Here is a 24,296-nt window from a genome sequence, read left to right as displayed (position 1 = left end):
CGGTTTACGTTCCACGCTTCCTCCCCACGGTCGGTCGCCCTTCCGCAGTTGCGCTTCACTTCATTCGCTGTGGCCAGCTTATGGGAGGACTTGCACCTCCAGGAGTGCGCCCGTGCCGGGCGCACAAGAAAAAGCCCCGAAGCCTAGGCTCCGGGGCTTTGGTGCCTCAGCTGGCGCACCTGTTCAGAACAGGCCTGCATCCAGACCAGCGGCCATGTAAAGCCCCAGTTCGCGGCACTGACCCTCGAATTCATCCCGATATTCGCCATGGCACAGCAGTGGCTCCTGCACCAGACGCCAGCGCAGGCCAGTGGTAATGGATTCGATGGCACGATGGGTGCCGGTGCCGTCAAGCCCGGCGCGGATGTAAAACGTAAAGGGCAGGCCCTGGGTTTTCTCCAGACAGGGGTAATAGCTGCGGTCAAAGAAATCCTTGAGGGCGCCACTCATATAACCGAGGTTTTCAGTAGTACCGAGGATAATGGCGTCACAAGCCAGGACATCGTCGGGCCCGGCTTCCAGCGGCGGAAGTACGGTGACTTCCACGTTTTCAATGTCCTCGTGTTGCGCGCCCTGTACTACCGCTTCCCGGAGCTTGAGCGTATTCGGGGAGGGAGCATGGGCAACGACCAACAGTCTTTTCTTTGCATCCATATTACCTCCCCCCGATAGTCCGGGAACTGTCTATGGCTAGAGAAGCTCGCCGCTGGCGTCCGCTGTCACTTCTTCAGCGGCGGCTCCCTTTTTGACCGGCTTGGGCATCAGCTTATCGCGCACAGCGGTTTCAATTTCGTTAGCAATATCCGGGTTCTCTTCCAGGAACTTGCAGGCATTGGCCTTGCCCTGGCCAATCTTGTTGCCCTTGTAGGCATACCAGGCGCCGGACTTGTCAACAAAGCCTTCTTTCACGCCCATGTCCACCACTTCCGCCATATGGTAGATGCCCTTACCGTACATGATCTGGAATTCCGCCTGTTTGAAGGGCGGGGCCACTTTGTTCTTGACCACTTTCACGCGGGTTTCGTTACCGACCACTTCGTCGCCATCTTTCACCGAGCCAATGCGGCGGATGTCGAGACGCACAGAAGAGTAGAATTTCAGGGCGTTGCCGCCGGTGGTGGTTTCCGGCGAACCAAACATGACGCCGATTTTCATGCGGATCTGGTTGATAAAGATCAGCAGGCAGTTGGCGTGCTTGATATTACCCGTCAGCTTACGCAGGGCCTGGGACATCAGGCGGGCCTGGAGGCCCACGTGGCTGTCACCCATTTCGCCTTCGATTTCGGCTTTCGGAGTCAGCGCAGCGACAGAGTCAACAATGATGATGTCTACCGCATTGGAGCGCACCAGCATATCGGCGATTTCCAGCGCCTGCTCACCGGTATCCGGCTGGGAGACCAGCAGGTCGTCCACATTCACGCCCAGCTTTTCGGCGTAGATGGGGTCCAGGGCGTGCTCGGCGTCGATAAAGGCACAGGTTTTGCCATCCTTCTGGGCTTCGGCAATCACCTGGAGGGTCAGGGTGGTTTTACCAGAACTTTCCGGACCATAGATTTCGCAAACCCGACCGTAAGGCAGGCCACCAATACCCAGGGCTACGTCCAGGCCAAGTGAACCTGTGGAAACCGCAGGAATGGCTTCCCGGGGCTGGTCACCCATTTTCATCACGGCGCCCTTGCCAAACTGACGTTCAATCTGGCTAAGTGCTGCACTCAGTGCTTTGTTGCGCTTGTCTTCCATCGTTGCAAACCCTCTGTCGCCTGTGCCGTTATCGGGACGGGACCCCAACGGCCGAAATCGTGGACTGCGGAACACGGCAAAGCCGGACTCCTGTATATTTGAACAGTATTAAAACATAACCCGCGGACAAGACCAACCCCCGGTTTCAGGAGTTTTCCAGAAAGCCCCTAACTCCCTGTAACGCATACAGCACAGCCTGGCGCCGCACCTGATCACGGTCTCCGCGAAAGGTTTCAACCACCGCTTCGGTATCCCTTGGTGAACTGCCCCAGGCAAACCACACCGTGCCCACCGGTTTGTCTTCGCTGCCGCCGCCGGGACCGGCGACACCGCTGATGGCCACCGCAACACTGGCGCCTGTGGCCGCCAGCGCGCCGGCAACCATTTCCCGCACCACCGGTTCGCTGACAGCACCATATTCGTTCAGGGACGGCTCAGTGACCCCAAGCAATTCGGTCTTGGCTCCATTGCTGTAGGTAACCAGCCCCGCCAGCACGTATGCAGATGAGCCCGCACGGTCCGTCAGTACCTTGGCCACCCAGCCGCCGGTACAGCTTTCGGCAGTGACAATGGTAAGCTGGCGCCGCTCAAGCACTTCAGCCAGTTGTTCTCCGGCGTCCGCCAATGCTTCGTCGGTCAGTGACATAATGATCTCCTTCGTTTCATCATGGCGGTTATTTTCTTACAATCCCTGCCTTCCCATAAAGCCAATGGATCCGGACCCGTTCATGTCAGCAGCCCAGACCGATCTGTCCCAGCACACGCCCATGATGAGGCAATACCTCAAAATCAAGGGTGAACACCCCGATGAACTGGTGTTCTACCGCATGGGTGACTTCTACGAGCTGTTCTACGACGATGCCCGCAAGGCCGCCGAACTGATGGATATTACCCTCACCGCCCGCGGACAGTCCGGTGGCAGCCCCATTCCCATGGCCGGCATTCCATACCATTCCGCTGAAGGTTACATTGCACGTCTGGTCCGTGCTGGTCAATCCATCGCCATCTGCGAGCAGATTGGCGACCCGGCCACCAGCAAGGGCCCGGTAGACCGCCAGGTTGTTCGTATCGTGACGCCAGGCACCCTGAGCGACGACGCTTTCCTGGAAGACCGCCGCGATAACCTGCTGGTCGCCATTTACAGCCACCGGGAGCAGTTCGGTTTCGCCTCGCTGGATATTTCCAGCGGGCGGTTTACGGTGTCCGAGCTGGATGACCTGGAAAGCCTGCAGGGCGAACTCCAGCGCCTGCGACCGGCGGAAATCCTCGTCAGCGAGGAGTTCCCCTACCAGGAGGTACTGGAAGGCTATACCGGTATTCGCCGCCAGGGCCCCTGGCTGTTTGAGTCCGACACGGCCCACCGCGTGCTCACCCAGCAACTACAGGTACGGGACCTGACCGGATTTGGCTGTGATGATCTCACCCTGGCAATCTGCGCTGCCGGTTGCCTGCTGCAATACGCAAAGGAAACCCAGCGTACGGCCCTGCCCCACATTCGCAAGCTCAGCCGGGAGCGTCGCGAGGAAGCAGTTATCCTGGACGCCACCAGCCGCCGCAACCTGGAGATCGACACCAACCTGATGGGCGGTACCCAGCATACCCTGGCCTGGGTAATGGACCGAACGGCCACTGCCATGGGCAGCCGCCAGCTCCGGCGCTGGCTGAACCGGCCGCTGCGGGATGTCACCGTGGTGGGACAGCGCCAGCAGGCTGTCTCTGCGCTGCTGGAAGGATTTCACTACGAGCCGGTCCACGACCTGCTCAAAAGCATCGGTGATATCGAGCGGGTGCTGGCAAGGGTGGCACTGCGCTCGGCCCGTCCAAGAGATCTGGCGCGACTGCGGGACGCGTTCCAGGCGCTTCCGGACCTGCAGGATGGTCTTAAGCCGGTGAATTCCCACTATATCGTCAAGCTGGCTACCACCATCAATGAATATCCCGAACTGGCGGATCTGCTGGAGCGCGCCATCATCGACAATCCACCGGTGGTTATTCGTGACGGCGGCGTGGTCCGGGAAGGCTTCGATGAAGAGCTGGATGAGCTGCGCAACATCAGCGAAAACGCCGGCCAGTTCCTGCTGGATGTGGAAACCCGTGAGCGGGAGCGTACTGGCATCAGCACACTGAAAGTGGGCTACAATCGTGTGCACGGCTATTACATCGAAATCACTCGCGCCCAGTCCGGTCAGGCGCCTGTGGATTACATCCGTCGCCAGACCCTGAAAAACGCCGAGCGCTTCATCACTCCGGAGCTGAAAGAGTTCGAAGACAAGGCCCTCAGCGCCAGGAGCCGGTCGCTGGCGCGGGAGAAAGCCCTGTACGACGAGGTGCTGGAAGCCGTTGCCGCCGAACTCGCGCCCCTGCAGGATGCCGCCCAGGCGCTGGCGGAACTCGATGTGCTCAGTAACTTTGCCGAGCGCGCCACCAGCCTGCGCTTCAGCGCGCCGGAATTCAGCGAGAATCCCGGCTTTGACATCGAGGAAGGTCGCCATCCGGTGGTGGAACAATTACTGAGCGATCCTTATGTGCCCAACGACCTGCTGATGGACGACCAGCGCCGTATGCTGGTAATCACCGGCCCGAACATGGGTGGCAAGTCAACCTACATGCGCCAGGCGGCGCTGATTGCCCTGCTGGCCTATACCGGCAGCTTTGTGCCCGCCAACCGCGTGATTATCGGCCCTGTGGACCGCATTTTCACCCGCATGGGCTCGTCCGATGACATTGCCGGGGGGCGTTCGACCTTCATGGTGGAAATGACGGAAACCGCCAACATCCTCCACAACGCCACCGAGCACAGCCTGGTGCTGATGGATGAGGTCGGACGTGGCACCAGCACCTTCGACGGACTCTCCCTGGCCTGGGCCACCGCAGACCATCTGGCGAAACACATTCGCTGTTACACCCTGTTTGCCACCCATTATTTCGAACTCACGCAACTGGCTGACGAACTTGAGCACGCAGTCAACGTTCATCTGACAGCAACAGAGCACGACGACTCCATCGTATTCCTGCACAATGTCCATGACGGCCCCGCCAGCCAGAGCTACGGCCTGCAGGTGGCCAAGCTGGCGGGTGTGCCCCAGGACGTTATCCGTAATGCGCGGCAACAGCTTTCCCATCTTGAGGGTAACGCCGCTCCGGCCAGTCCCGTGCCAGTTCAAGTCGCAACGTCTGCGACCGAGCCTGGAAAACGCAAACGCCGTGCCCGGGTCAGCGAGCCGGTCCTCCAGGGGGACATGTTCGCCAGCCTGGAACCCAGCAGAGTGGAAGAGACTCTGGCGGAACTGGATGTCGACGGACTGACACCCCGCGACGCATTGAACCGACTCTATGAATTGAAGGAACTGCTGAAAAAATAAGGGGAAAATCGCGCTTAATTGATACAGGTAATAACGATAGTGCGCCTCGGCGCTTGCGAGTAGGCAGGCCGCTCAATACAATATCGCGCAATTATTATTACTCCGATGAGATCGACTACTGGACCAGGAAGCTGACTATGACGTTTGTCGTTACCGATAACTGCATCAAGTGCAAATACACGGACTGCGTGGAAGTATGCCCGGTTGACTGCTTCTACGAAGGCCCGAATTTTCTGGTGATTGATCCGGACGAGTGTATCGATTGCGCCCTGTGTGAGCCGGAGTGCCCTGCAGAGGCCATCTTCTCCGAAGACGAACTGCCCGCAGACCAGGTCCAGTTTGTTGAACTCAATGCCGAGCTTGCAGGCAAGTGGCCGAATATCACTGAAAAGAAAGATCCGCTGCCGGACGCCGAAGAGTGGGACGGCAAGCCAGACAAGCTACAGTACCTGGAAAAGTAAAGGCTGCGCTCACTGCGCAGCCAGCTTTGCACCGATAGCAACGAAGAAGCCGCCGGTCAGTGCGTTGAGCGAACGCTTTATGCCCTGCCCCACCCCAAGCCGGCGGGACTTGACCACCAGCACCACCAGTGCGCACTGCCACGCCATGGCAAGCACAAAATGAACCGCTGCAAGAAACAGGGATTGCTGGAAGGCATTGCCAGCCGGGTCGATAAACTGGGGCAACAGTGCCATATAAAACAGCGCTGTTTTCGGATTCAGTACATTTGAGAGCAGGCCTTCGCGAAACGCCACCCGGCTCGATACCGGTTTCATCAGGGCCGCCCCGGCACCGGCAGTCTCTGGCTCTGCAATTGTTTCGGGGATACGCTTCGTGGCCTGTCGCAGTGAATTCAGCCCCAGCCAGATCAGATAACAGGCACCGGCCCACTTGAGCGCGGTAAAAGCCCATGCGGTATCCACCAGCAACACCGAAATGCCCAGCGCTGACAGGGTGGCATGGATGAACAGCCCGCTGCAGATACCGACACTGGTCACGCAACCGTCCTGCAAACCACCTCGCCCGGCATTTCGCATCACCAGAAGGGTGTCGACTCCTGGCGTCACCGTTAGCAGGGAAATGGCCACCAGATAGGCCCAGAAGAGTTCGGTTGGTATCCACATAGTACACACCATACCACGGAGAGCAGAGTACCGGCACGGCGCGGTTGTGCCTGATGCGGAGTTTACCGGAAATCGCTGAACTGGTGAGGCTCTGCGGCCAGCGCCAGGCAAAGGCTGCCGGGGCCGACATGGATACTGCTGGTAATGCCCATTTGCGACAGCAGCAGTTCCACACCATTCTGTTCGCATGCATCGCGCAGGCGGTTCAGGCCGGGAAGATCCTCGATTTCGGTCCAGGTCAGCCCGCAGGACAGGCTGACATAGGGCGTCAGCACCCCTGCCTCTACCCGGCCCGCCGCATAGTTCATAACCTTTTCCACCGCCGCATCAAAACTACGGGTTCTGGCAGCAGGCTGACCCTCGGCACCCAGGCCAAAAATCACCGGAGTGATGTTCAGGGTCTCGCCGAGAAAGGCCACCAGCGCCGAGACACTCTTGTCGCCATGCTTTCGGGCGCGCTGCCGGAGGTAATGCATATCGCGGGGAATCACGCAGGTGTGAATCTTGTCGGTGAAGGTTTCCACTTCATGACGGAGGGCATTCTCCGACAGTTTCTGTCCGATCAGTCTGAGCGTGTGTGCCGCCAACAGACCCTGACCGGCGAAAATCTGCCTGCTATCGACTACTCCCATGGAAAATTTGCCATCACGACCGGCGACCTTGCGTGCGCCCTGGTAATGGGCCATTACGCTATTCATGGCTTCGGTAGCATTCTGGAAAATCAGGCTGCGGGAGCGGGTAACCGTCTCGCAGATCGCCACGTCAAACCGGGTCACAATCTTCTCCATGAACAGATCATGAATCTGCCGGGCAGAGAATGCCTGCGTCTCGGCATGGTGCCCCTTCAGCAGCAATCCGCTTTGGTAGAATTCCTGGGTCCGGACAGGCTCGTGCTCGTCAATGTAGGTCTGACCATCAATTACGGCTGTTACGGGGAGCACGAACAGGTCGTGCCTGCGACTGAACTCATAGGGCAAGTCGCAAGCGGAATCCACAATAAGGCCAACGCGCATGGGTGGCTCCAGCTGCGGGAAGCCGTTGGTGCCGGACACTTCCCTTTATTGTCGTTGTTCCTGGCCGCACTCAGTCTTACACAACGCCCTGGTAATTTCAGCTGCCTGTTGGCGGGCAGTTTGTTCCAGCTCAAGTTCGTTAAGGTTTTTATCGATCAGGTCACGGTTATCCTGTTGCCAGGGGTGAAAGCCTTCGCGAAAGTAGGCCAGAAAATCCGGCAAACACCTGCGCAATATCCCCGGCTTGCCCCACAGAAAGTTGATGCCACCGACCCAGGTGCCGGGGCTCCACAATTTGCCATCGGTTTTCAGCAGACTGCAGGTGTTCAGAAAGGTGTACCTGAAGAAATTCCAGGTCACAAACAGGAACACAACCCGCCGCAACCGTTCGTTGCCAACGCAATGACGGTAAACATCGAAAGCCACGGACTTGTGTTCGGTTTCCTCAATGGCATGCCAGCGCCACAGCCTGGCCATGCCGGGGGTAGCACCGTCCAGCCACTCCGGATGCCGGAGAATTGCATTGGCCAGGACTGCGGTGTAGTGCTCCGCGCCACAGGTTCCGGCAAGCTGCCGGCTGGGAGCCAGGTCAGCCACCCAGTCCATATGCTTGCGAAAACGTTCATCAATGGCAGCAATATCATAGCCTCTCGCTTTCAGAGCTTCGTTATAATGCTTATGCTCCCTGCTATGTAGAGCTTCCTGGCCGATGAACCCACGAATTTCCTCTTTCAGCTTGGGGTCATCCACCTGGTCACGATAAAGGCGGACTGCATTGATAAACTGTTGCTCTCCATCCGGAAACTGAAGAGACAGGGCATTGAAAAAGGCGGTACGGAAGGCGTCGTTACCATGCCAGAGAGTTCTGAGGTCTTCGGCAAGGTCAAAGCGCAGATGCCGGGGGGCAACCGCAACGCCCTCGGGAGTGGAACTGATGGTCATGACTGCCTCCGATTTGTTGTGATTATGGAGTGGCATTCGGCGTACTGAGGAAGATCCGCGTACGAAATTTGATCAGCGCATCCAGTTTAAACCCGAAGTCAGTGGTGAAGGAAGATGGGCGCAGAAGAAATCGACAGACTGTCACAAAATGACAGTTCGTCAACAGACTAAAAAAAGGAAGGTGTGGCGTTGCGGCCGGCCTGCTGGACGCGATTAACCTACGGAGGGAAACATGGAAAAACTACCGATTTACCAGATCGACGCTTTCACCAGCGAGATATTCGGCGGCAACCCCGCTGCCGTCATGCCACTGGAACAATGGTTGCCAGACGACACACTGCGGGCGCTGGCCAGGGAGAACAACCTGTCGGAAACCGCGTTCCTGGTGCCACTGCCGGCGGAAGGCGATGCAGACTTTCACATACGCTGGTTCACACCCACGGTAGAAGTCAGCCTCTGCGGCCACGCCACCCTCGCCAGCGCCTGGGTCATCTTCAATAAACTGGGATGGGAGCGTGAATGGATCCGACTCCAGTCCAAAAGCGGCCCCCTGAATGTCCGGCAGACTGACGACGACTGGCTGGAACTGGACTTCCCCAACCTTCCCTTCGAAGAACGTCCGACACCGGACCTGATTCACGAAGCCCTGAAAGATGTTCCCGACAAAGCCCGATTTGTGCCCGACGACACTAACTACCTGATCTCCCTAAAAGACGAAGCCGCCGTACGATCCGCTCAGCCGGACATCCGCAAACTCAGGGAGCTTGGCAACCAGGGCGTCATCATCACCGCTCCCGGCAATGACTGTGACTTCGTCAGCCGTTACTTTGCCCCCGGCGCCGGCATCGACGAAGACCCCGTCACCGGCTCCATCCACAGCGTACTGGTGCCCTACTGGGCCAGGCAACTTGGTAAAAACACACTGTTGGCGAAACAGGTGTCCGCCAGGGGTGGCGTACTGCGCTGCGAGCTGAAAGGCGACCGGGTAGCCATCGCAGGCCAGGCTGCATTCTACATGGAAGGCTCCGTCCATCTGCCCTGAGAGCAGCAGAAAATGTATACTGCGCCCAGGTAACGCATAGCGGCGGGCAGCACAGATGTTTGGCAAGGCACGGGTTAAGGGCAGTCAGGGAGCGTCAAAAACAGAACACCGGAATTCCGGACCATGACCTCAGAAAAGCACGACGTAATCATCATAGGCGCCGGCGCAGCAGGCCTGATGTGCGCGGCTACAGCCGGCTACCGCGGCCGCAGAGTCCTGGTGATCGACCACGCCAACAAACCGGGCAAGAAGATCCTCATGTCCGGCGGCGGCCGCTGCAACTTCACCAATTTAAACAGCACTCCGGCCAACTTCCTCTCCGACAACCCCCACTACTGCATCTCCGCGCTCAAACGCTACACCCCCCAGCATTTCCTGGACCTGGTGGAACGACACGGCATCGAACATGAAGAAAAAGCCGCCGGCCAACTCTTCTGCAAAGACAGCAGCAAGGAAATACTCAACATGCTGCTCACCGAATGCGAATGGGCTGGCGCCGAAGTGCGGCTGGAAACCGGTGTCAAAGCGATCAGTCGCGCTGCCAACGGCTACCAGCTAAAAACCACCTCCGGCACTTTCTCCTGTGAGTCCCTGGTTGTCGCCTGCGGCGGACTGTCCATCCCCACCATGGGCGCGACCGGCTTTGGCTATGACATCGCGCGGCAGTTCGGGCTCAGCGTGCTTTCCACACGCCCGGGGCTGGTGCCGTTCACCCTGCACCCGGAGCTGAAAGAACAACTCGCCCCGCTGGCAGGTGTAAGCTGCCCGGTAGACGTCCACTGCAACAACGAACACTTCCGCGAACCCATGCTGGTCACCCATCGCGGTCTGAGCGGACCGGCCATGCTGCAGATTTCCAGCTTCTGGCAACCCGGGGATACACTGAGCATCAACATGCTGCCCGCCACGGATATTGAACAGGACCTGTACCAGCTGAGGAAAAACAGGCCCCAATCCACCGTTGCCCAATACCTGATGCAGCACCTGCCCAAACGCTTCGCGCAGGCGCTTAACGACCTTCACGGCTGGACTGGCCCCCTGCAGGGCTACAAAAACAGCGACATCGAACAGGCGGCACGAGCTCTCGGCCAGTGGGCCATCAAACCCGCCGGCACCGAAGGCTATCGCACCGCCGAAGTGACCCTGGGAGGTGTGGACACCCGCCAACTGTCATCCAGAACCATGGCTGTTCTGGACCAGCCGGACCTGCACTTCATTGGCGAAGTGGCGGATGTAACTGGGCATCTTGGCGGGCATAATTTCCAGTGGGCGTGGGCCTCGGGAGTGGCGGCGGGAAACAGCGCCTGAACGTCCTGCGACAATCCATTGTTAATAACTGTATTTCTAACTACTGGATTGCCGCGCACGCACGCGATTGCCCCCTTCCTCCTTGGCCTGGTAAAGGGCCAGATCCGCCCAGCGTATCAATTGGTTGAGATCACAGCTTTGATCCCACTCGGCAACACCGACGCTCGCCGTGACCCTGAGCGAGGCAGAGCCATAAGGTGATAATATTTCCATGATCTCTATGCGGATACGTTCCGCAATCTCGACTGCTTTGCTTTCCGAGGTGTCCGCGAAAAGTATGAGAAATTCATCACCGCCAATCCGCCCAAAAAAATCGGTTGGACGAATACTGTTCTCGACCGGCGTTACAATCTGTCGAAGAACCTGATCACCTGCCTCATGGCCGAACGTGTCGTTAACAGCTTTGAAATTATCCAGGTCAAAAGCGATCAAGACTGCCATCCGCCCATCCAACCCCAGTCGGGTCAATTCTCTTTGACCGAGTTCGTAGAAATGACGGCGGTTTGAGATGCCGGTCAGGAAATCTACTGAGGCGACCTTCTCCAACTCCTGGTTAGCCTTCTGTAGCAAGGCAGTGCGCTCCCGCACTTTTTCTTCCAGTGATTCATTGTGCCGCTGGATCGACTCAGTAGCGTCTTTCAGACGCTGCTCGGTTTCCTTTGCCTGCGTAAGATCGTGATGGATGCCTATATAATGTGTGACTCGTCCGGCGGGATCACGGACTGGGGCCATACTGAAATCTATCCAGAGCAGTTTGCCGGCCTTCGTGTAGCTTTTGAGTTGTGCACGGCAGGGCGTTTTGTCGGCCAATGCCGCTCTCACGGTGTCATGGTTGTACTGTTGGCGAATACCTTTTTGCAGAAGCCGCCAGCTCAGGCCAACAATCTCTCCAGCGCTGTAACCAAATAGTTCTTCGAATTTGGGGTTAACCCAGATGATCGGTGTGTCAGCCCGTTGCACATCAACAATGGAAATGGCGTCATTACTCGCGATCATGGCGCGATCCTGGAGCGCAAGAGAGGCATGTTGATGTCTGATTTTTTGCATCAGCCCTGAAAGCCCCACGGCAATGATGCTCATCACCACAAGGTATTCCTGGGTAAGCCAGACTGTGTCCTGGGGAGACGATGTTGCTGAAAAAAATTGTGTCGGCTGGACAAGAAAAGCGGTGGCCAGCACGGCAATTAATGTGACGGTCCCCGTGGTCGCGAGTATCCCCAGGCGGATTGCAGTCCAAACGACAAACCCAAGCAGCAGCACGGGGGCAAGAAAAAACTCGACGTCTGCCTGGCGAGCAGTACGGAAGGCAAAAATGCCAGTTATGGCGATGCCGGACCATATGGCGGCAAGTTCCGCTAGCTGCGGAGCGCTAACAATCTGCCTTTTTGCTTTTATCGCATGCCAGGCCGACACCAGTAAGGGTGTGAGAAGAACCATACCCACAGCATCGGCGAACCACCAGAGACGCCAGAACACAAAAAAGGTATTTTCGGTTCGGGCAAGGGCTTCATAAATGGCCGCGCCCAGAAATGCGGAAGCGGAGCATGCAACCACAGGTGCCGCCAGAAAAAAGACTTTCATATCCCTGAGTGACTGAAATTCGAAGTCTTTACCGGCGAATCGCCGGATCAGGAAAGCTGCCAACAGGGCTTCGAATATGTTTACCAGGCCAAACAGGGCCACGCTCCAAAGCGGAAAAGAAGCAGAGATACTGGCTAAACTGGCTGCAATCAGAGCAGCGACCGTTAGCAAGGGCCACTCTTTCTGTGATGTCTGCAATAAAACGGTTAAAAGTACCGCGTTGGCAGGCCAGAGGACGGCAATACCATCCGGGGTTACGGTTTGTGTAAGGCCCAGCCAAGCCCCCAGGAAAAAAGAGATACCGGTGAAACTGGCGCGTACGAACGAGTTGATCGGCACCTCAGAGGCCGTACAGTAAGAGGGCACCCGGAATTTGCAGTGCATCAACACCATGTAGCCGTTTTTCATCAGACTTCAGTTGGGCTCCGAACATCCTTGACTCCTGAGTTCAAATAATAAAATGGTCTACTTTGTGATCGCTCACCAAGGATCGCAGGGATGTTCTCAGCGCTGACCGGGCGCCCCGGCAGATAACCCTGAATCTTGTCGCATCCGAGACCGATCAACAGTTTTTGTTGCTCTGCGGATTCCATGCCCCTGCGACCTACTTCAAGTCCCTGCCGTGGGCAATACCTGAAGCCGGCGACAAGTTCCCCCTCTTTCAGATTCCTGGCAAGATCATTAATAAAGCTCTTGTCGATCTTTAAGAAGCCGTTGCTGATCGATGTCAATGTGGGAATAGCCACGGTTGGCATATCGAAGATGTCTGCAATCAAGCGGGTGTGACGATAAAACCGGTCTTCGCGCGCCATATCCAGGATTCCAAGTGAGGACAGCTCGCTCGGGAGTGTTTGACTGCAATATTCATAATGGTGGCCTCTGTCGCGGCTATGAACTGGCAGAACCGATTTTACATTGGGCTACCACGCTTTTTAGTGCGGCTATTTCAACGTTAAATACCAGCTCAAATCAATCCGTGACAATCCAGATTCCGGACACAAGAATTTGAAACTCGAAGCTGTTTTCCGGGCCAATATACTGAGAAAGAAGCGTAAAATCATAGGCTACAAGGGAGCCTTTTTGTAATTATTGGTTATGGATAGATACCAGAACTCAAATGCGTCAGGTCAGGCTAAACATTCGCACAATAAATCCGTACGACAAATGTGATCGACACGCCATTCGTGCTCAGGATCAAGATAAGTGGCCAAGCTGTTATCGCCGAGCCTGCCAGACTTATCGGGGAATTATTCGAGGCCAACAAAACAGAGGCAAGACTAGAGATACTTCTCGATCGGCAACCATGACAGTAAGCGGGACTTCACGCCCCGCCACCAGCCTACGGCCGGCTCGCTTGTATAGGACTCCTCTCCGCTACGCCAGTGCAGGTCTCCGCTATCATCCAGAGAAACTTCCCAGCTGTTCCCGGGCTGCATCAGCGACTGGACGTCCCTGGCCACCGCCTCTGCCAGCTCCGGACTGTGGATAACCAGCACGGTTTCGCCGTTCAGGTAGATGGAGCGAAGATTGACGTTGAAGGAACCCACCACCAGAGTGCTGCGGTCAAACACCACGGATTTCGTATGCAGGCTGGCGTCCCCGCTAGCGCAGACCGAATCGTTGCGCAGCCATTGCTCACAGGCCTCCGCATCGGGTTTGAGTTCGTAGATCCTTATTCCCTGCCTGAGCATGTAAGGGCGCCAGCGGGCATACCCGGCATGGTTGGTGACCAGGTCATTGGATGCCAGTGAATTGGTCACTGCAGTAACCTTCAGCCCCTGGCGATCCCCCACATCCAATAGCTTCAGCTGTTTCTCGGTGAGTATCAGGTAGGCGGATTCAATCAGGATTTCCTGACTGGCGGCCTGCGCCAATATCTGAAGCGCTTTGGCGCTCCGTCTGGGAGTTTCAGCCGGCTCTTCCATGGTTTCAAAAGGGAGATCGAAGACCAGCTCACCATGGGCAACCACCAAACGGTCGAACAGTTCTACAAGCTCAGTCCTTCCCCGCGGGCTGTCTGCCGGAGCGGGCACCGGCAGGCCGTCCTGTGCTCTGGCCTGGCGGCGAAGCTGATCAAGCGCTGCAACCACATTCCCCTCAGCTGGTGTGTCCGGGTAAAGAACTGACACCGGGTAAGCCCAGCGGTTGTCCCAGTAAGCCTGGAAGTTGTCGGTCATTCCGTTAACGACCGGCCCCAGCGAGAGCACGTCACGGTCCCGGAAATAGAGATCTGCATCAAACCCGAAATATTCATCGCCAATGTTGCGACCACCAACAACACCCACAGCCCCATCGACCACGAAGGTCTTGTTGTGCATGCGCCGGTTGATACGATCGAAATCCATCAGGAACGACACCCACCGGCCCCATCCACCGCGGCTTCTGGCCGGGTTGAAAAGACGGATATAAATGTTGGGGTGGGTGTCGAGGGCAGCAAAGAGTTCACCAATACCCTCGGCGTTGAAATCATCCAGCAACAGCCGGACCTGTATTCCACGGTCCGCGGCCAGCAACAGCCGGCCGGCCAGATACCGTCCGGAAGCGTCGTTGTTCCAGATATAGGACTGTACGTCGATGCTCTGCTCGGCGGCTTCAACCAGGGCCGCACGGTAGAGAAAAGCCTCGTGCCCGGAATCCAGCATGTAGAACCCGGATTGGCCGTTGGTAACGGCTAACCTCTGCCTGGACTGAATGGAAAGAAAGCTGTCATCGTTCTGCACGGCTTCCTCAACTCCGGGGTGTATCAACGGTTGCATACCGCCTGCGCAACCGGTCAGAAATGTCATCAGCACCAGGAACCAACCGCTCAACAACAGTGGCGCGGCTCCGGAACCACGGCAAGACGGCATTAACGCAGTATCACCAGAGGCTTCCGGGCAGTCTTGAGCATCGTGGTTGTGGTACTGCCCACCAGGAACTGGCGGATCCGTGAATGCCCGTAGGCTCCCATGACCAGGATATCGATATCGTTCTCTTCCTGATAGGCGTGGAGGGTTGGCTCTACGTCTCCGGCGCGAATGGCCAGGGTGATTTCGGCGCCAAGGTCAGCGAGCATTTTCTCCGCCTTCTTGAGCTGCTCCCAGCGGTCATTGGTGTCTGCACCGATCATCACCAGGTGGATCGGCATGCCTTTCAGTACCGGGCTTCCGGCCAGCAGTTCCACGCCCTTGAACGCAGTCGCGCTGCCATCGAACGCCAGCATCGCGCTTTTGGGCTGTCGATATTCGTCCGGCACCAGGAGAATCGGGCGGTGAACGCTGCGAATGACGGTTTCCAGCTGGCTCCCCACGTGCACGTCCCGGTCCGAACTGCTCTCGCCGTGAAGCCCCATCACCAGCAGGCGTGTCTGGTTTTCCAGGGCCAGCAGGGACTCGGTGAGGTCGCCATGGCGCTGGCGCTTGATCACATCCCCGATGCCCAGCGTTCTCATGCGGTCTTCAGCTTCGTCCAGCATATGGTGCCCGTGCTCCAGCGCCAGTTTGGAGCGCTTGCGGTCCAGCTCGGCCAGTTCATCCATCAGCTGTTCGCGGCTGCCAAGGCCAATGTTACCGGCCAGATCCGGTTCTGTCGGATAGCGTTCTTCATCGAGCACGTGCAGCAGGGTCATGGGCGTTTCCATGTGCTTGCTGGCCCAGGCGGCATAATCACACACCGCCGGTGCGGCCCTGGAGCCGTCGATACAGGCAACTACTCGTAGCATCTCAACCTCGCCTTGGTGATCATTATGGTTGTTATTCCGACCGGGATCGTTGCTGGATTCCCTAGCTTGTGTCATATCAGTGCCCCATCAGCTGGTCAACAGCATCGGGTTTGTCATGCACCCCGAAACGGTCAACAATCGTGGCGCTGGCTTCGTTCAGGCCGATGATCTCAACCTCGGCACCTTCGCGGCGGAACTTGATCACTGCTTTGTCCAGCGCACCTACCGCCGTGATATCCCAGAAGTGCGCCCGGGTGAGGTCAATGACTACATTATCCACTGCTTCCTTGAAATCAAAGGATTCCGTGAATTTTTCCGAAGAACTGAAGAACACCTGCCCCACCACGTTGTAGGTGCGAGTGTCGGATGCCTCATCAAACTCCGAGGTCACCAGCATGTAGTGGCCCACCTTGTTGGCGAAGAACAGTGCGGCGAGCAGGACACCTGCCAGTACCCCGAACGCCAGGTTGTGGGTTGCCACAACCACGATAACGGTAACCACCATAACAATGTTGGTAGACAGCGGGTGCTCCCTCAGATTCTTGATGGACCCCCAGCTGAAGGTACCGATGGCAACCATGATCATCACCGCCACCAGCGCCGCCATGGGGATCTGCACCAGCCACTGATCCAGCACCAGCACCATCAGCAGCAGGAACACACCCGCCGCCAGGGTGGAAAGGCGGGTCCGGCCACCGGACTTGATGTTGATGATGGACTGGCCAATCATGGCACAGCCGGCCATCCCCCCCAGCAGCCCGGAACCGATGTTGGCAACACCCTGGCCTTTGCATTCGCGGTTGCGATCACTGGTGGTGTCGGTCAGATCATCCACAATCGTTGCTGTCATCATCGATTCCAGCAGGCCCACGACGGTCAGCCCCACCGCGTACGGCAGGATAATCATCAGGGTTTCCAGGTTCAGCGGCACGTCCGGCCACAGGAAAATCGGCAGCGTATCGGGCAGCTGGCCCATATCGCCCACGGTGCGGATATCAATGTTGTAGATCATTGCAAAAGCCGTCAGCACGACGATACAGATCAGTGGCGACGGCAGGATGCGGCCAACCACCGGAATCAGCGGGAACAGATAGATAATGCCCAGCCCGGCGCCGGTCATGGCGTAAACATGCCAGGTGACGTTCGTCAGTTCAGGCAACTGGGCCATAAAGATCAGGATGGCCAGGGCATTCACAAACCCGGTTACCACCGAGCGGGACACAAACCGCATCAGGCTGCCAAGTTGCAGGTAGCCGGCAATAATCTGCAGCAGGCCGGTAAGCAGCGTAGCCGCCAGCAGGTATTCCAGGCCGTGCTCCCTGACCAGAGTGACCATCAGCAACGCCATGGCCCCCGTGGCAGCCGAGATCATACCGGGACGGCCACCGACAAAGGCGATCACCACAGCAATACAGAACGAGGCGTAAAGGCCCACTTTCGGGTCTACGCCGGCAATGATGGAGAAAGCGATGGCTTCGGGAATCAGTGCCAGCGCCACCACAATACCGGCGAGCAGATCGCCCCGTATATTGGAGAGCCAGTTGGCTTTGAGCTTGTTCAGCATGGTTAAAGTCCAGTCAATTGATTCAGGAAAGAGAATCTACAGAAAGTTGATGACTGCCAGCAGACCAACGGATCCGAGGACGACGGTGTAGGGGAAGGCCATAATCACCATGCGGCCATAGGACAGCCGTACCAGTGGTGCAATGGCGGATGTCAGCAGGAACAGGAACGCCGCCTGGCCGTTGGGTGTTGCAACACTGGGCAGGTTGGTGCCGGTGTTGATGGCAACAGCAAGATCCTGGAAGTGGGCCCGGGATATAACGCCTGCATCCAGCGCCTGTTTGATTTCACTGATGTAAACGGTAGCGACAAAGACGTTGTCGCTGATCATCGACAGCAGGCCATTTGCCACAAAGAAAAGCGCCGGCTGATGCACTTCCGGCTGGGCCAGCACAAAGTCGATCACCGGTTTGAACAGATGTTGCTCATGAATCACCGCCACCACGGCAAAAAATACCACCAACAGCGAAGTGAACGGCAGGGATTCCTGGAACGCCTTGCCGATCTGGTGCTCGTCGGTCACCCCGGTGAACGAAGTGATCAGGATAATCACCAACAGCCCGATCAGCCCCACCTCCGCGATGTGGAACGCCAGCCCGATCACCAGTACCACGGCGGCCATGGCCTGCACCCACAGGGCGGCCTGATCCGCCTTGGTGCGTTTCTTGCGCTCGTTGTCCGCAAAATCTTCCAGCACCTGGCGCACCGGCTTTGGCAGACGGGCGCCATAGCCAAACCAGCGCAATTTCTCCAGGCACCAACAGGTGAACAGGCCTGCGGCCAGAACCGGCAGGCTGATGGGCGCCATACGCTGGAAAAACTCGGCAAAATTCCAGCCCACCACTTTTGCAATCAGCAGGTTCTGGGGCTCCCCCACCATGGTTGCAACGCCACCCAGCGCGGTGCCGATGGCGCCATGCATCAGCAGACTGCGAAGAAAGGCGCGGAACTCCTCCAGATCTTCACGATGCAGTTCCACCACATGCTCGTCACTGTGGGCATTGTGACTGCCGTGGTGATAACCTTTGCCGGAAGCCACTTTGTGGTAGACGGAGTAGAAACCCACCGCCACGCTGATAATAACGGCGGTAACCGTTAATGCATCCAGAAACGCTGATAACAGTGCCGCTGCTGCACAGAACAGCAGGGATAGCGCAGACTTTGAGCGCACGCCCACCAGGATCTGGGTGAAGGTCACCAGCAGCAACTCTTTCATGAAGTAGATGCCGGCGACCATGAACATCAACAGCAGAATCACCGGCAGGTTGATCAGTACTTCGTGATACACCGCCTCCGGCGTTGCCAGCCCGATCAGCAACGCCTCCACCGCCAGCAGGCCACCTGGCAGCAGCGGGTAGCATTTCAGCGCCATGGCCAGGGTAAAGATAAATTCCCCCACCAGGAACCAACCGGCGGTTGCCGGACCCAGCAACCAGACAATCAGGGGGTTGACGATCAGAAACAGGACAATAACCTGCTTGTACCAGACAGGCGCGTTGCCAAGGAAATTGTGGGTAAAACCTGAAATCACTGTTTTGGGCATGGGGAAACCGGACGTCTTGAGACGAAAACTCGGAGACAATAAGATCCGTGGCACTCGCCGCGGGCGAATACCGGCTATTGGCTCAAGGAATTAACCTGGAGAGCGCACAGAGCGCTATGGCGGAGTGATCGTCGGGAAGATCGCGAAGACGTTCATCAGAGTAAGTTCATAGGCTGCGAAATTAAGGCGGCGAAGCTTACCAGAATGGCCCCGGGAAAGTAAGTTCAATTACGGAAATTTCTTAGTGTCCTAAATAAATAAGGCACACAAATGCACTACCCTGCTTTCATGCGCGAGAGCCCGTCGCTGGCGGCTTTTGCTTTTCTGGCAACTGCCACATCGGGTTTCGGACAGACGTTCTTTTTCTCGGTTTTCGGTAGCGGAATCAGGGAGAGCTTCGACCTTGCCAACAGCACCTACGGGCTCACCTATGGCCTCGCCACCCTGCTTTCCGCCGCACTGCTGCTGAAAGTGGGGCCGCTGGCGGATCGCTGGTCGGTGCAGGCAGTGACCCTGTTAGCAGTAGGAATGCTTGCAGCCGGCTGCCTGATGATCGGGCTTGCCCCGGGCTGGGCCATGCTGGTGCCGGGGTTTCTGCTGGCCCGTTTTGGGGGCCAGGCCATGTTATCCCATATCGGCATGACCGTCGCAGGTCGTTACTTCAACCAGAGCCGGGGCCGCATAATGGCCCTCACAGCCGGAGGCTTTCCGGTCGCCGAGGCTACGCTTCCGGCCGCCGCCGGTCTTATTCTGGTATGGGGTGGCTGGCGCCTGCCCTGGTTTATTGCAGCCGGCATTCTCATTGTCGTTGCGCTGCCTGCGTTATTGCTTCTGGCCCGCAATGCGGCGCACCCCGTACAGCTCGCCGATTCGACTGACAACTCGACAGCCGAAGGGTTCAGCCGGGCACAGGCCCTTTGAGACCCCGGCTTTTACCGCATTCTGCCGGCGGCCCTGGCGGTGCCCTTCTCGGTAACCGCCATGCTGTTCCACCAATCGGCGGTGGCTGACCTTCGGGACTGGCCCACAGAGAGAGTGGCGATGGCGTTCACCGGTTTTGCGACCGGCCATCTTATCAGCCTGTTCTTTGCAGGCGCACTGGTTGACCGCGTGGGCGCTCAACGGTCGCTGTCTCTTGGGCTGATACCGATCATCAGCGGACTGCTGGTGCTGGCATTGACCGATAACCTGTGGACGCCCAATATCTATCTTGCCCTTACCGGCATGAGCCTTGGTTGCATAGGCGCTGCAGGTGGCGCAATCTGGCCAGAACGGTATGGCGTGCGTCACATCGGGGCGATTCGTTCGGTGGCACAGGCCTCGATGGTCCTTTCCACCGCGCTCTCACCGATCCTGATCGGCCTCCTGCTGGATGCCGGGCTGGCAGCCGGAAGCATCGCAGGCATACTGGCAGTGCTTATCGCGCTGTCTGCCATATTTGCCACAACAGCGAAAAAACCTGTTCAGGCGTCGGCAAATACACAACCTGACGGAATCCGATGACTATGAATAAAAGCGAACTGGAAAAATTCCGCAGACTGTTACTGGATTGGCGGGACGACCTGCAATCAACCAGCGAGGTGCGTGAGCAAGGCAGTGGCACTGTCCACCTTGACCAGCAGAGCGTGGGTCGGCTGTCGCGAATGGATGCCATGCAGGGACAGGCGTTGGCAAAAGCGGGCAAGGAGCGCGCGGAACTGCAGCTACGGCAGATTGAAGCGGCGCTCACCCGGATCGACAACAATGACTTTGGTGACTGCATGGAATGCGGAGAACCCATCAATCCCAGACGTCTGGAAATTGACCCTACCGTGCGCTACTGCATCGAGTGCGCCCGTTAGCCAGACAGCCCGTTACTGGCAAGATGGAAAGCAATCGCCGCCATCATTGAACCAATAGCCCCGTCAATAAATCGCCATGCCATGGGGCTGGCAAGCCAGGGCGACAGCGCCGCCCCGCCGAACGCCAGCAAGCCGAACCACAATACCGATGCGCTGCTGGCCCCGGCCACAAACACGGCCGGGCTCTCCTGTTGCGCTCCGATGGCAGGAATCAGCAACAGGGTGTCCAGATAGACCTGCGGGTTCAGTAAAGTGACCGCCAGAGTTGTCAGAACCACCACCCGGATGCTGGTTGCTGGCGGGGCATCAGCCCCGAGGCCCCCGCGGCCCGTCGCGACCTTGTAGAACGCCGCTAACGCAAGCCAACCCAGGAATGCCACGCCGAGCCAACGCAGAACATCCAGTGCCTCCGGCACCGCCATCAGTGCCGCATTGACCCCGAACATACCCGCCGTGAACAGCAGTATGTCTGCAGTCATGCAGATTCCCGCACAATACCAGTGATGTTCCCGGCGTATCGCCTGGCCCAGGATGTAGGCATTCTGGGCACCGATGGCAACTATGATTCCGCCACACACGATCAACCCGGTCAGATAGCTTGTCAGCATCCCGTCCTCCCTAATAAGCTGAAAGCTTAACGGGGTCCAGCTATACTTGAAAATCAAAATCTTATATTGCCGTCCTGCCTCTGCACGGCAACAGCCAGCAAAAACCTCCAAGAGCCGCCAAACCGGAGAGCGAATTGCTCCATGGATGAAGTAACCAGCCAGTTTATCGCCAACAATCAGATCACCCTGAACCTTGCCATTGCCCTGTTACTGGGTGCCATCATTGGTCTGGAGCGTGGCTGGGATGCCAGGGACCAGGCGTCCGGCGAGCGCATTGCCGGCATTCGCACCTTTGCGCTGATTGGTCTTCTGGGGGGCGTCGCTGCATTGTTGGCGGAGGAAGTCACCGAATGGGCATTTCCGGTATTGCTGGTCAGTGTGGTGGCGATTGCCCTGGTGGCTTTCAGTGAGCGCCTTACCCATATCCGCAACTTCAGCATCACCGGCACCATCGGCATAGTGCTCACCTTCTGTTATGGCGCGATAGCCGTGGCCGTGGACCCGGCCATTGCTACCGGTGCTGCGGTGGTCACGGCGCTGATCCTGGATAACAAGAAGGAAATTCACGGGCTGGTCGACAAACTGCAGTCGCACGAGCTGGATGCGGCTCTGAAACTGCTGGTTATTTCAGTGGTCATGCTGCCGCTGCTGCCCAATCAGGATCTGGGCCCTGGCGACGTGCTCAACCCCCGGGAAATCTGGTGGATGGTGGTACTGATCGCGGCCATTTCCTTTGTAGGCTACTTTGCCATCCGCCTGGCTGGCACCAGCAAAGGCATCCTGTTTACCAGCCTGTTCGCGGGACTAAGCTCTTCAACGGCACTGACACTCCACTACGCAAGACAATCCAAACTGTCCCCGGACGTCAGCCCACAATTTGCCAGTGGCATTCTCATCGCCTGCGGCACCATGTTTCCCCGTATTCTGATCTACTGCGCACTGATAAACCCTGCGCTGTTACCCAGACTGGTATGGCCGGTCATGGTGATGACGCTGTTGCTGTATGTGCCTGCCATCATCATCTGGAAACGCAACCGGAAACAGCTGGAAATAAGCCGGCCGGAACTCACCCAGAACCCGCTGGATCTGAAATCAGCCCTGGTCTTCGGGCTGTTGCTGGTGATCATTCTCCTGCTGGGAGAGTTTCTGCAGGAGTGGCTGGGCGAGCTGGGCATCTTCGTGCTGGCTGCCACTTCCGGTATTGCAGACGTAGACGCCATCACCCTGTCCCTGACACGAATGTCCGAAGAGTCTATTGCATTACAAACGGCTGTCATTGGCATTGTGATTGCCGCCGCCACCAACAACCTGGTGAAATCGGGCATTGCCGGTGCAATCGGCCGGAAAGAGCTGGGCACCCGGGTCGCAGGCCCGATGATACTCTCCCTGATTGCCGGGCTGACGGTCGCCTGGCTGCAATAATACGGGTCAGTGTGCCCGCCTGAAAGTGAGATTGTATCGGTAGGCGCCGGTTAACGGATGGTCGCTGGCCTTAAGCGTCAATACCCCGTGATATCGCAGCCGCGCCGGGCCACCCCAGACAATCACATCTCCGTGCTCCAGAGACACCCGCTGCGGCCGGTCGCTGCGCCGCATGCCGCCGAACTGGAAGGTCACCGGTGTACCCAGGGACACAGAAACAATGGGCTGACCAAAATCCTCCTCGTCCCTGTCCTGATGGAGCCCCATCTTTGCACCCGGTGAATACCGGTTCACCAGGCAGGAATCCGGCTCAAAGCCGGCATAACCCGCCTTCGCCGCGGCTTCGACTGCCAGGGAACGAAACAGGTCCGGCATTGCCGGCCAGCGGTCGCCGGAAACCGGGTCCTGCTGCTGATAACGATACCCCCTGGCATGGGTTACCCAGCCCCAGTCACCGCAACAGGTCATGGCGACCGACATGGTATGACCGCCCGGTGTTTTCATCTGCCGGAACGGCGCCTGGTCCGCCACTTGCCCGATTTTCTTCAATAGTCCGGCATCGTTGGCGCTGGCAAACCGGCGCAGAACAACCGCGCCCTCGCAAAGCGGCTCGGCCCTTGGTTCCGATAATGATTGGTCGAAAAGGTCCATGGTCATGATGTTGTCACCCCCGTATACTTTGCGCAGTTTTAAACTTTTGAAAAGGACACTGTCATGTTCGGCCTGTTTATCGGCGGTTTGATCGGCTACCTGTTTGGCCGCTTTCCCGGATTACTGATTGGTGCAGTTGCGGGTGCTCTGCTCACCCGTTATATCAAGAGCCGCCTGTTTCAGAAACTGCGCAATGTACAGACAGATTTTCTGGAATCCGTGTTTGCAGTGATGGGCGCACTGTGCAAGGCCGATGGCGTTGTTACCCGTGATGAAATAAAGGTCGCGGAAGGCCTGTTTGACCGTTTCCGGCTCTCCGGCGAACATCGGAAACGCGCCAAGGACGCTTTCAACCGGGGCAAGGCCGACGATTTCGATCTGGATGCGGAACTGCAGCATTTCCTCAGAGTGAGTGGTCGTCAGCCTTCGCTGCTACAGATGTTCCTGCAGGTTCAGGTGTCCGCCGTTGCGGCCGACGGCGTGGTGCATCCGGCTGAACATGAAATGCTGGTGCGTATTGCCCGCGGCCTGGGGCTGCCGGAGGCCCAGGTGGACCAGCTGGAAGCCATGTTGCGTGGTGCTCACACAGGCAAGGCCGGTGCCTCCGGCCAGGCGTCCTCCGCCAGCCAGATCGACGATGCCTACAAGGCTCTCGGCGTCTCCCCCTCGGCAAGTGATGCGGAAATCAAGAAAGCCTATCGCAAATTGATGAGTGAAAACCATCCCGACAAACTGGCTGGCCGCGGCATGCCTGAGAGCATGCGGGAAATGGCGGAAGAACGTACCCGGGAGATCAGCCATGCCTACGACGTTATCAAGGAAGCGCGCAAATAATCAGAGCGCGACCGAAACCGGA

Annotated in this window: 23 protein-coding genes; 9 read left to right on the top strand and 14 right to left on the bottom strand. The window is 57.7% G+C overall.

Going from position 1 to position 24,296, the window contains the following annotated elements:
- Positions 1 to 183: 183 nt before the first annotated feature.
- From DIT72_RS12055 to DIT72_RS12045, 3 genes are all read right to left on the bottom strand, one after another.
- Entirely contained in the window at positions 184 to 654 is a 471-nt protein-coding gene (locus DIT72_RS12055) for a flavodoxin family protein (RefSeq protein WP_135955480.1), read from the bottom strand.
- Positions 655 to 690: 36 nt separating this feature from the next.
- On the bottom strand, positions 691 to 1,740 hold the full coding sequence (gene recA / locus DIT72_RS12050) for a recombinase RecA (RefSeq protein ID WP_135955479.1): 1,050 nt from the start codon (positions 1,738 to 1,740) through the stop codon (positions 691 to 693).
- 145 nt (positions 1,741 to 1,885) lie between these two features.
- Positions 1,886 to 2,386, bottom strand: coding sequence for a nicotinamide-nucleotide amidohydrolase family protein (locus DIT72_RS12045; protein WP_135955478.1), 501 nt, complete (start codon positions 2,384 to 2,386; stop codon positions 1,886 to 1,888).
- A gap of 82 nt (positions 2,387 to 2,468) precedes the next feature.
- Here DIT72_RS12045 and mutS point away from each other — a divergent pair, with 82 nt between their 5' ends.
- Both mutS and fdxA read left to right on the top strand, forming a co-directional pair.
- A complete protein-coding gene (gene mutS / locus DIT72_RS12040; protein WP_135955477.1) occupies positions 2,469 to 5,102 on the top strand; it encodes a DNA mismatch repair protein MutS in 2,634 nt (877 codons plus the stop codon).
- A gap of 137 nt (positions 5,103 to 5,239) precedes the next feature.
- Positions 5,240 to 5,563, top strand: coding sequence for a ferredoxin FdxA (gene fdxA, locus DIT72_RS12035; protein WP_135955476.1), 324 nt, complete (start codon positions 5,240 to 5,242; stop codon positions 5,561 to 5,563).
- A gap of 9 nt (positions 5,564 to 5,572) precedes the next feature.
- On the opposite strand, the gene DIT72_RS12030 is transcribed toward fdxA, so the two are convergent.
- From DIT72_RS12030 to DIT72_RS12020, 3 genes are all read right to left on the bottom strand, one after another.
- Positions 5,573 to 6,226 (bottom strand): LysE family translocator, encoded by a 654-nt coding sequence (locus DIT72_RS12030; protein WP_135955475.1) that lies wholly within the window; start codon positions 6,224 to 6,226, stop codon positions 5,573 to 5,575.
- Between the two features lie 62 nt (positions 6,227 to 6,288).
- Positions 6,289 to 7,239: a DegV family protein gene (locus DIT72_RS12025; protein WP_135955474.1), complete on the bottom strand. Its 951-nt coding sequence runs from the start codon at positions 7,237 to 7,239 to the stop codon at positions 6,289 to 6,291.
- Positions 7,240 to 7,284: 45 nt separating this feature from the next.
- Positions 7,285 to 8,181: a metal-dependent hydrolase gene (locus DIT72_RS12020; protein ID WP_135955473.1), complete on the bottom strand. Its 897-nt coding sequence runs from the start codon at positions 8,179 to 8,181 to the stop codon at positions 7,285 to 7,287.
- Between the two features lie 232 nt (positions 8,182 to 8,413).
- Here DIT72_RS12020 and DIT72_RS12015 point away from each other — a divergent pair, with 232 nt between their 5' ends.
- Together DIT72_RS12015 and DIT72_RS12010 are read left to right on the top strand one after the other, a co-directional pair.
- The gene (locus tag DIT72_RS12015; protein ID WP_135955472.1) at positions 8,414 to 9,223 is read left to right on the top strand and encodes a PhzF family phenazine biosynthesis protein; all 810 of its coding nucleotides are present in this window, start codon (positions 8,414 to 8,416) and stop codon (positions 9,221 to 9,223) included.
- A gap of 123 nt (positions 9,224 to 9,346) precedes the next feature.
- Entirely contained in the window at positions 9,347 to 10,531 is a 1,185-nt protein-coding gene (locus DIT72_RS12010) for a BaiN/RdsA family NAD(P)/FAD-dependent oxidoreductase (RefSeq protein ID WP_135955471.1), read from the top strand.
- 36 nt (positions 10,532 to 10,567) lie between these two features.
- On the opposite strand, the gene DIT72_RS12005 is transcribed toward DIT72_RS12010, so the two are convergent.
- The 6 genes from DIT72_RS12005 to nhaB all read right to left on the bottom strand — a co-directional run bounded on the left by DIT72_RS12005 (position 10,568) and on the right by nhaB (position 18,918).
- The gene (locus DIT72_RS12005; RefSeq protein WP_135955470.1) at positions 10,568 to 12,520 is read right to left on the bottom strand and encodes a sensor domain-containing diguanylate cyclase; all 1,953 of its coding nucleotides are present in this window, start codon (positions 12,518 to 12,520) and stop codon (positions 10,568 to 10,570) included.
- On the bottom strand, positions 12,520 to 12,924 hold the full coding sequence (locus DIT72_RS12000; protein WP_135955469.1) for an EAL domain-containing protein: 405 nt from the start codon (positions 12,922 to 12,924) through the stop codon (positions 12,520 to 12,522). Before DIT72_RS12000 ends, DIT72_RS12005 begins: the two co-directional genes overlap by 1 nt.
- 465 nt (positions 12,925 to 13,389) lie before the next feature.
- Positions 13,390 to 14,868: a phospholipase D family protein gene (locus tag DIT72_RS11995; protein WP_228260803.1), complete on the bottom strand. Its 1,479-nt coding sequence runs from the start codon at positions 14,866 to 14,868 to the stop codon at positions 13,390 to 13,392.
- A 92-nt stretch (positions 14,869 to 14,960) separates the two neighbouring features.
- On the bottom strand, positions 14,961 to 15,887 hold the full coding sequence (locus DIT72_RS11990) for a universal stress protein (protein ID WP_135955467.1): 927 nt from the start codon (positions 15,885 to 15,887) through the stop codon (positions 14,961 to 14,963).
- Position 15,888: 1 nt separating this feature from the next.
- Positions 15,889 to 17,376, bottom strand: coding sequence for a SulP family inorganic anion transporter (locus DIT72_RS11985; protein ID WP_135955466.1), 1,488 nt, complete (start codon positions 17,374 to 17,376; stop codon positions 15,889 to 15,891).
- A gap of 36 nt (positions 17,377 to 17,412) precedes the next feature.
- Entirely contained in the window at positions 17,413 to 18,918 is a 1,506-nt protein-coding gene (nhaB, locus tag DIT72_RS11980) for a sodium/proton antiporter NhaB (protein WP_135955465.1), read from the bottom strand.
- Between the two features lie 270 nt (positions 18,919 to 19,188).
- Between nhaB and DIT72_RS18360 the strand changes: the two genes are divergently transcribed.
- Genes DIT72_RS18360 through DIT72_RS11970 form a run of 3 tightly spaced genes read left to right on the top strand, consistent with a single transcriptional unit; the run spans position 19,189 to position 20,759 of the window.
- A complete protein-coding gene (locus DIT72_RS18360) occupies positions 19,189 to 19,839 on the top strand; it encodes an MFS transporter (RefSeq protein ID WP_206081101.1) in 651 nt (216 codons plus the stop codon).
- A 60-nt stretch (positions 19,840 to 19,899) separates the two neighbouring features.
- On the top strand, positions 19,900 to 20,421 hold the full coding sequence (locus DIT72_RS18355) for an MFS transporter (protein WP_206081100.1): 522 nt from the start codon (positions 19,900 to 19,902) through the stop codon (positions 20,419 to 20,421).
- A gap of 2 nt (positions 20,422 to 20,423) precedes the next feature.
- Positions 20,424 to 20,759 (top strand): TraR/DksA family transcriptional regulator, encoded by a 336-nt coding sequence (locus DIT72_RS11970; protein ID WP_206081099.1) that lies wholly within the window; start codon positions 20,424 to 20,426, stop codon positions 20,757 to 20,759.
- On the opposite strand, the gene DIT72_RS11965 is transcribed toward DIT72_RS11970, so the two are convergent.
- On the bottom strand, positions 20,756 to 21,367 hold the full coding sequence (locus DIT72_RS11965) for a LysE/ArgO family amino acid transporter (RefSeq protein ID WP_135955463.1): 612 nt from the start codon (positions 21,365 to 21,367) through the stop codon (positions 20,756 to 20,758). The genes DIT72_RS11970 and DIT72_RS11965 overlap by 4 nt on opposite strands.
- A gap of 141 nt (positions 21,368 to 21,508) precedes the next feature.
- Here DIT72_RS11965 and DIT72_RS11960 point away from each other — a divergent pair, with 141 nt between their 5' ends.
- The gene (locus DIT72_RS11960; protein WP_135955462.1) at positions 21,509 to 22,789 is read left to right on the top strand and encodes an MgtC/SapB family protein; all 1,281 of its coding nucleotides are present in this window, start codon (positions 21,509 to 21,511) and stop codon (positions 22,787 to 22,789) included.
- A 6-nt stretch (positions 22,790 to 22,795) separates the two neighbouring features.
- On the opposite strand, the gene alkB is transcribed toward DIT72_RS11960, so the two are convergent.
- Positions 22,796 to 23,446: a DNA oxidative demethylase AlkB gene (gene alkB / locus DIT72_RS11955; protein WP_135955461.1), complete on the bottom strand. Its 651-nt coding sequence runs from the start codon at positions 23,444 to 23,446 to the stop codon at positions 22,796 to 22,798.
- Positions 23,447 to 23,503: 57 nt separating this feature from the next.
- On the opposite strand from alkB, the gene djlA reads away from it, so the two are divergent.
- Entirely contained in the window at positions 23,504 to 24,274 is a 771-nt protein-coding gene (djlA, locus tag DIT72_RS11950) for a co-chaperone DjlA (protein WP_135955460.1), read from the top strand.
- Positions 24,275 to 24,296 lie beyond the last annotated feature (22 nt).

This window comes from Marinobacter orientalis (assembly GCF_004792665.1).
GTDB lineage: Bacteria > Pseudomonadota > Gammaproteobacteria > Pseudomonadales > Oleiphilaceae > Marinobacter > Marinobacter orientalis.
Note: the sequence above shows the minus strand (reverse complement) of the source record. Positions and strands in the feature narration are given on the sequence as shown.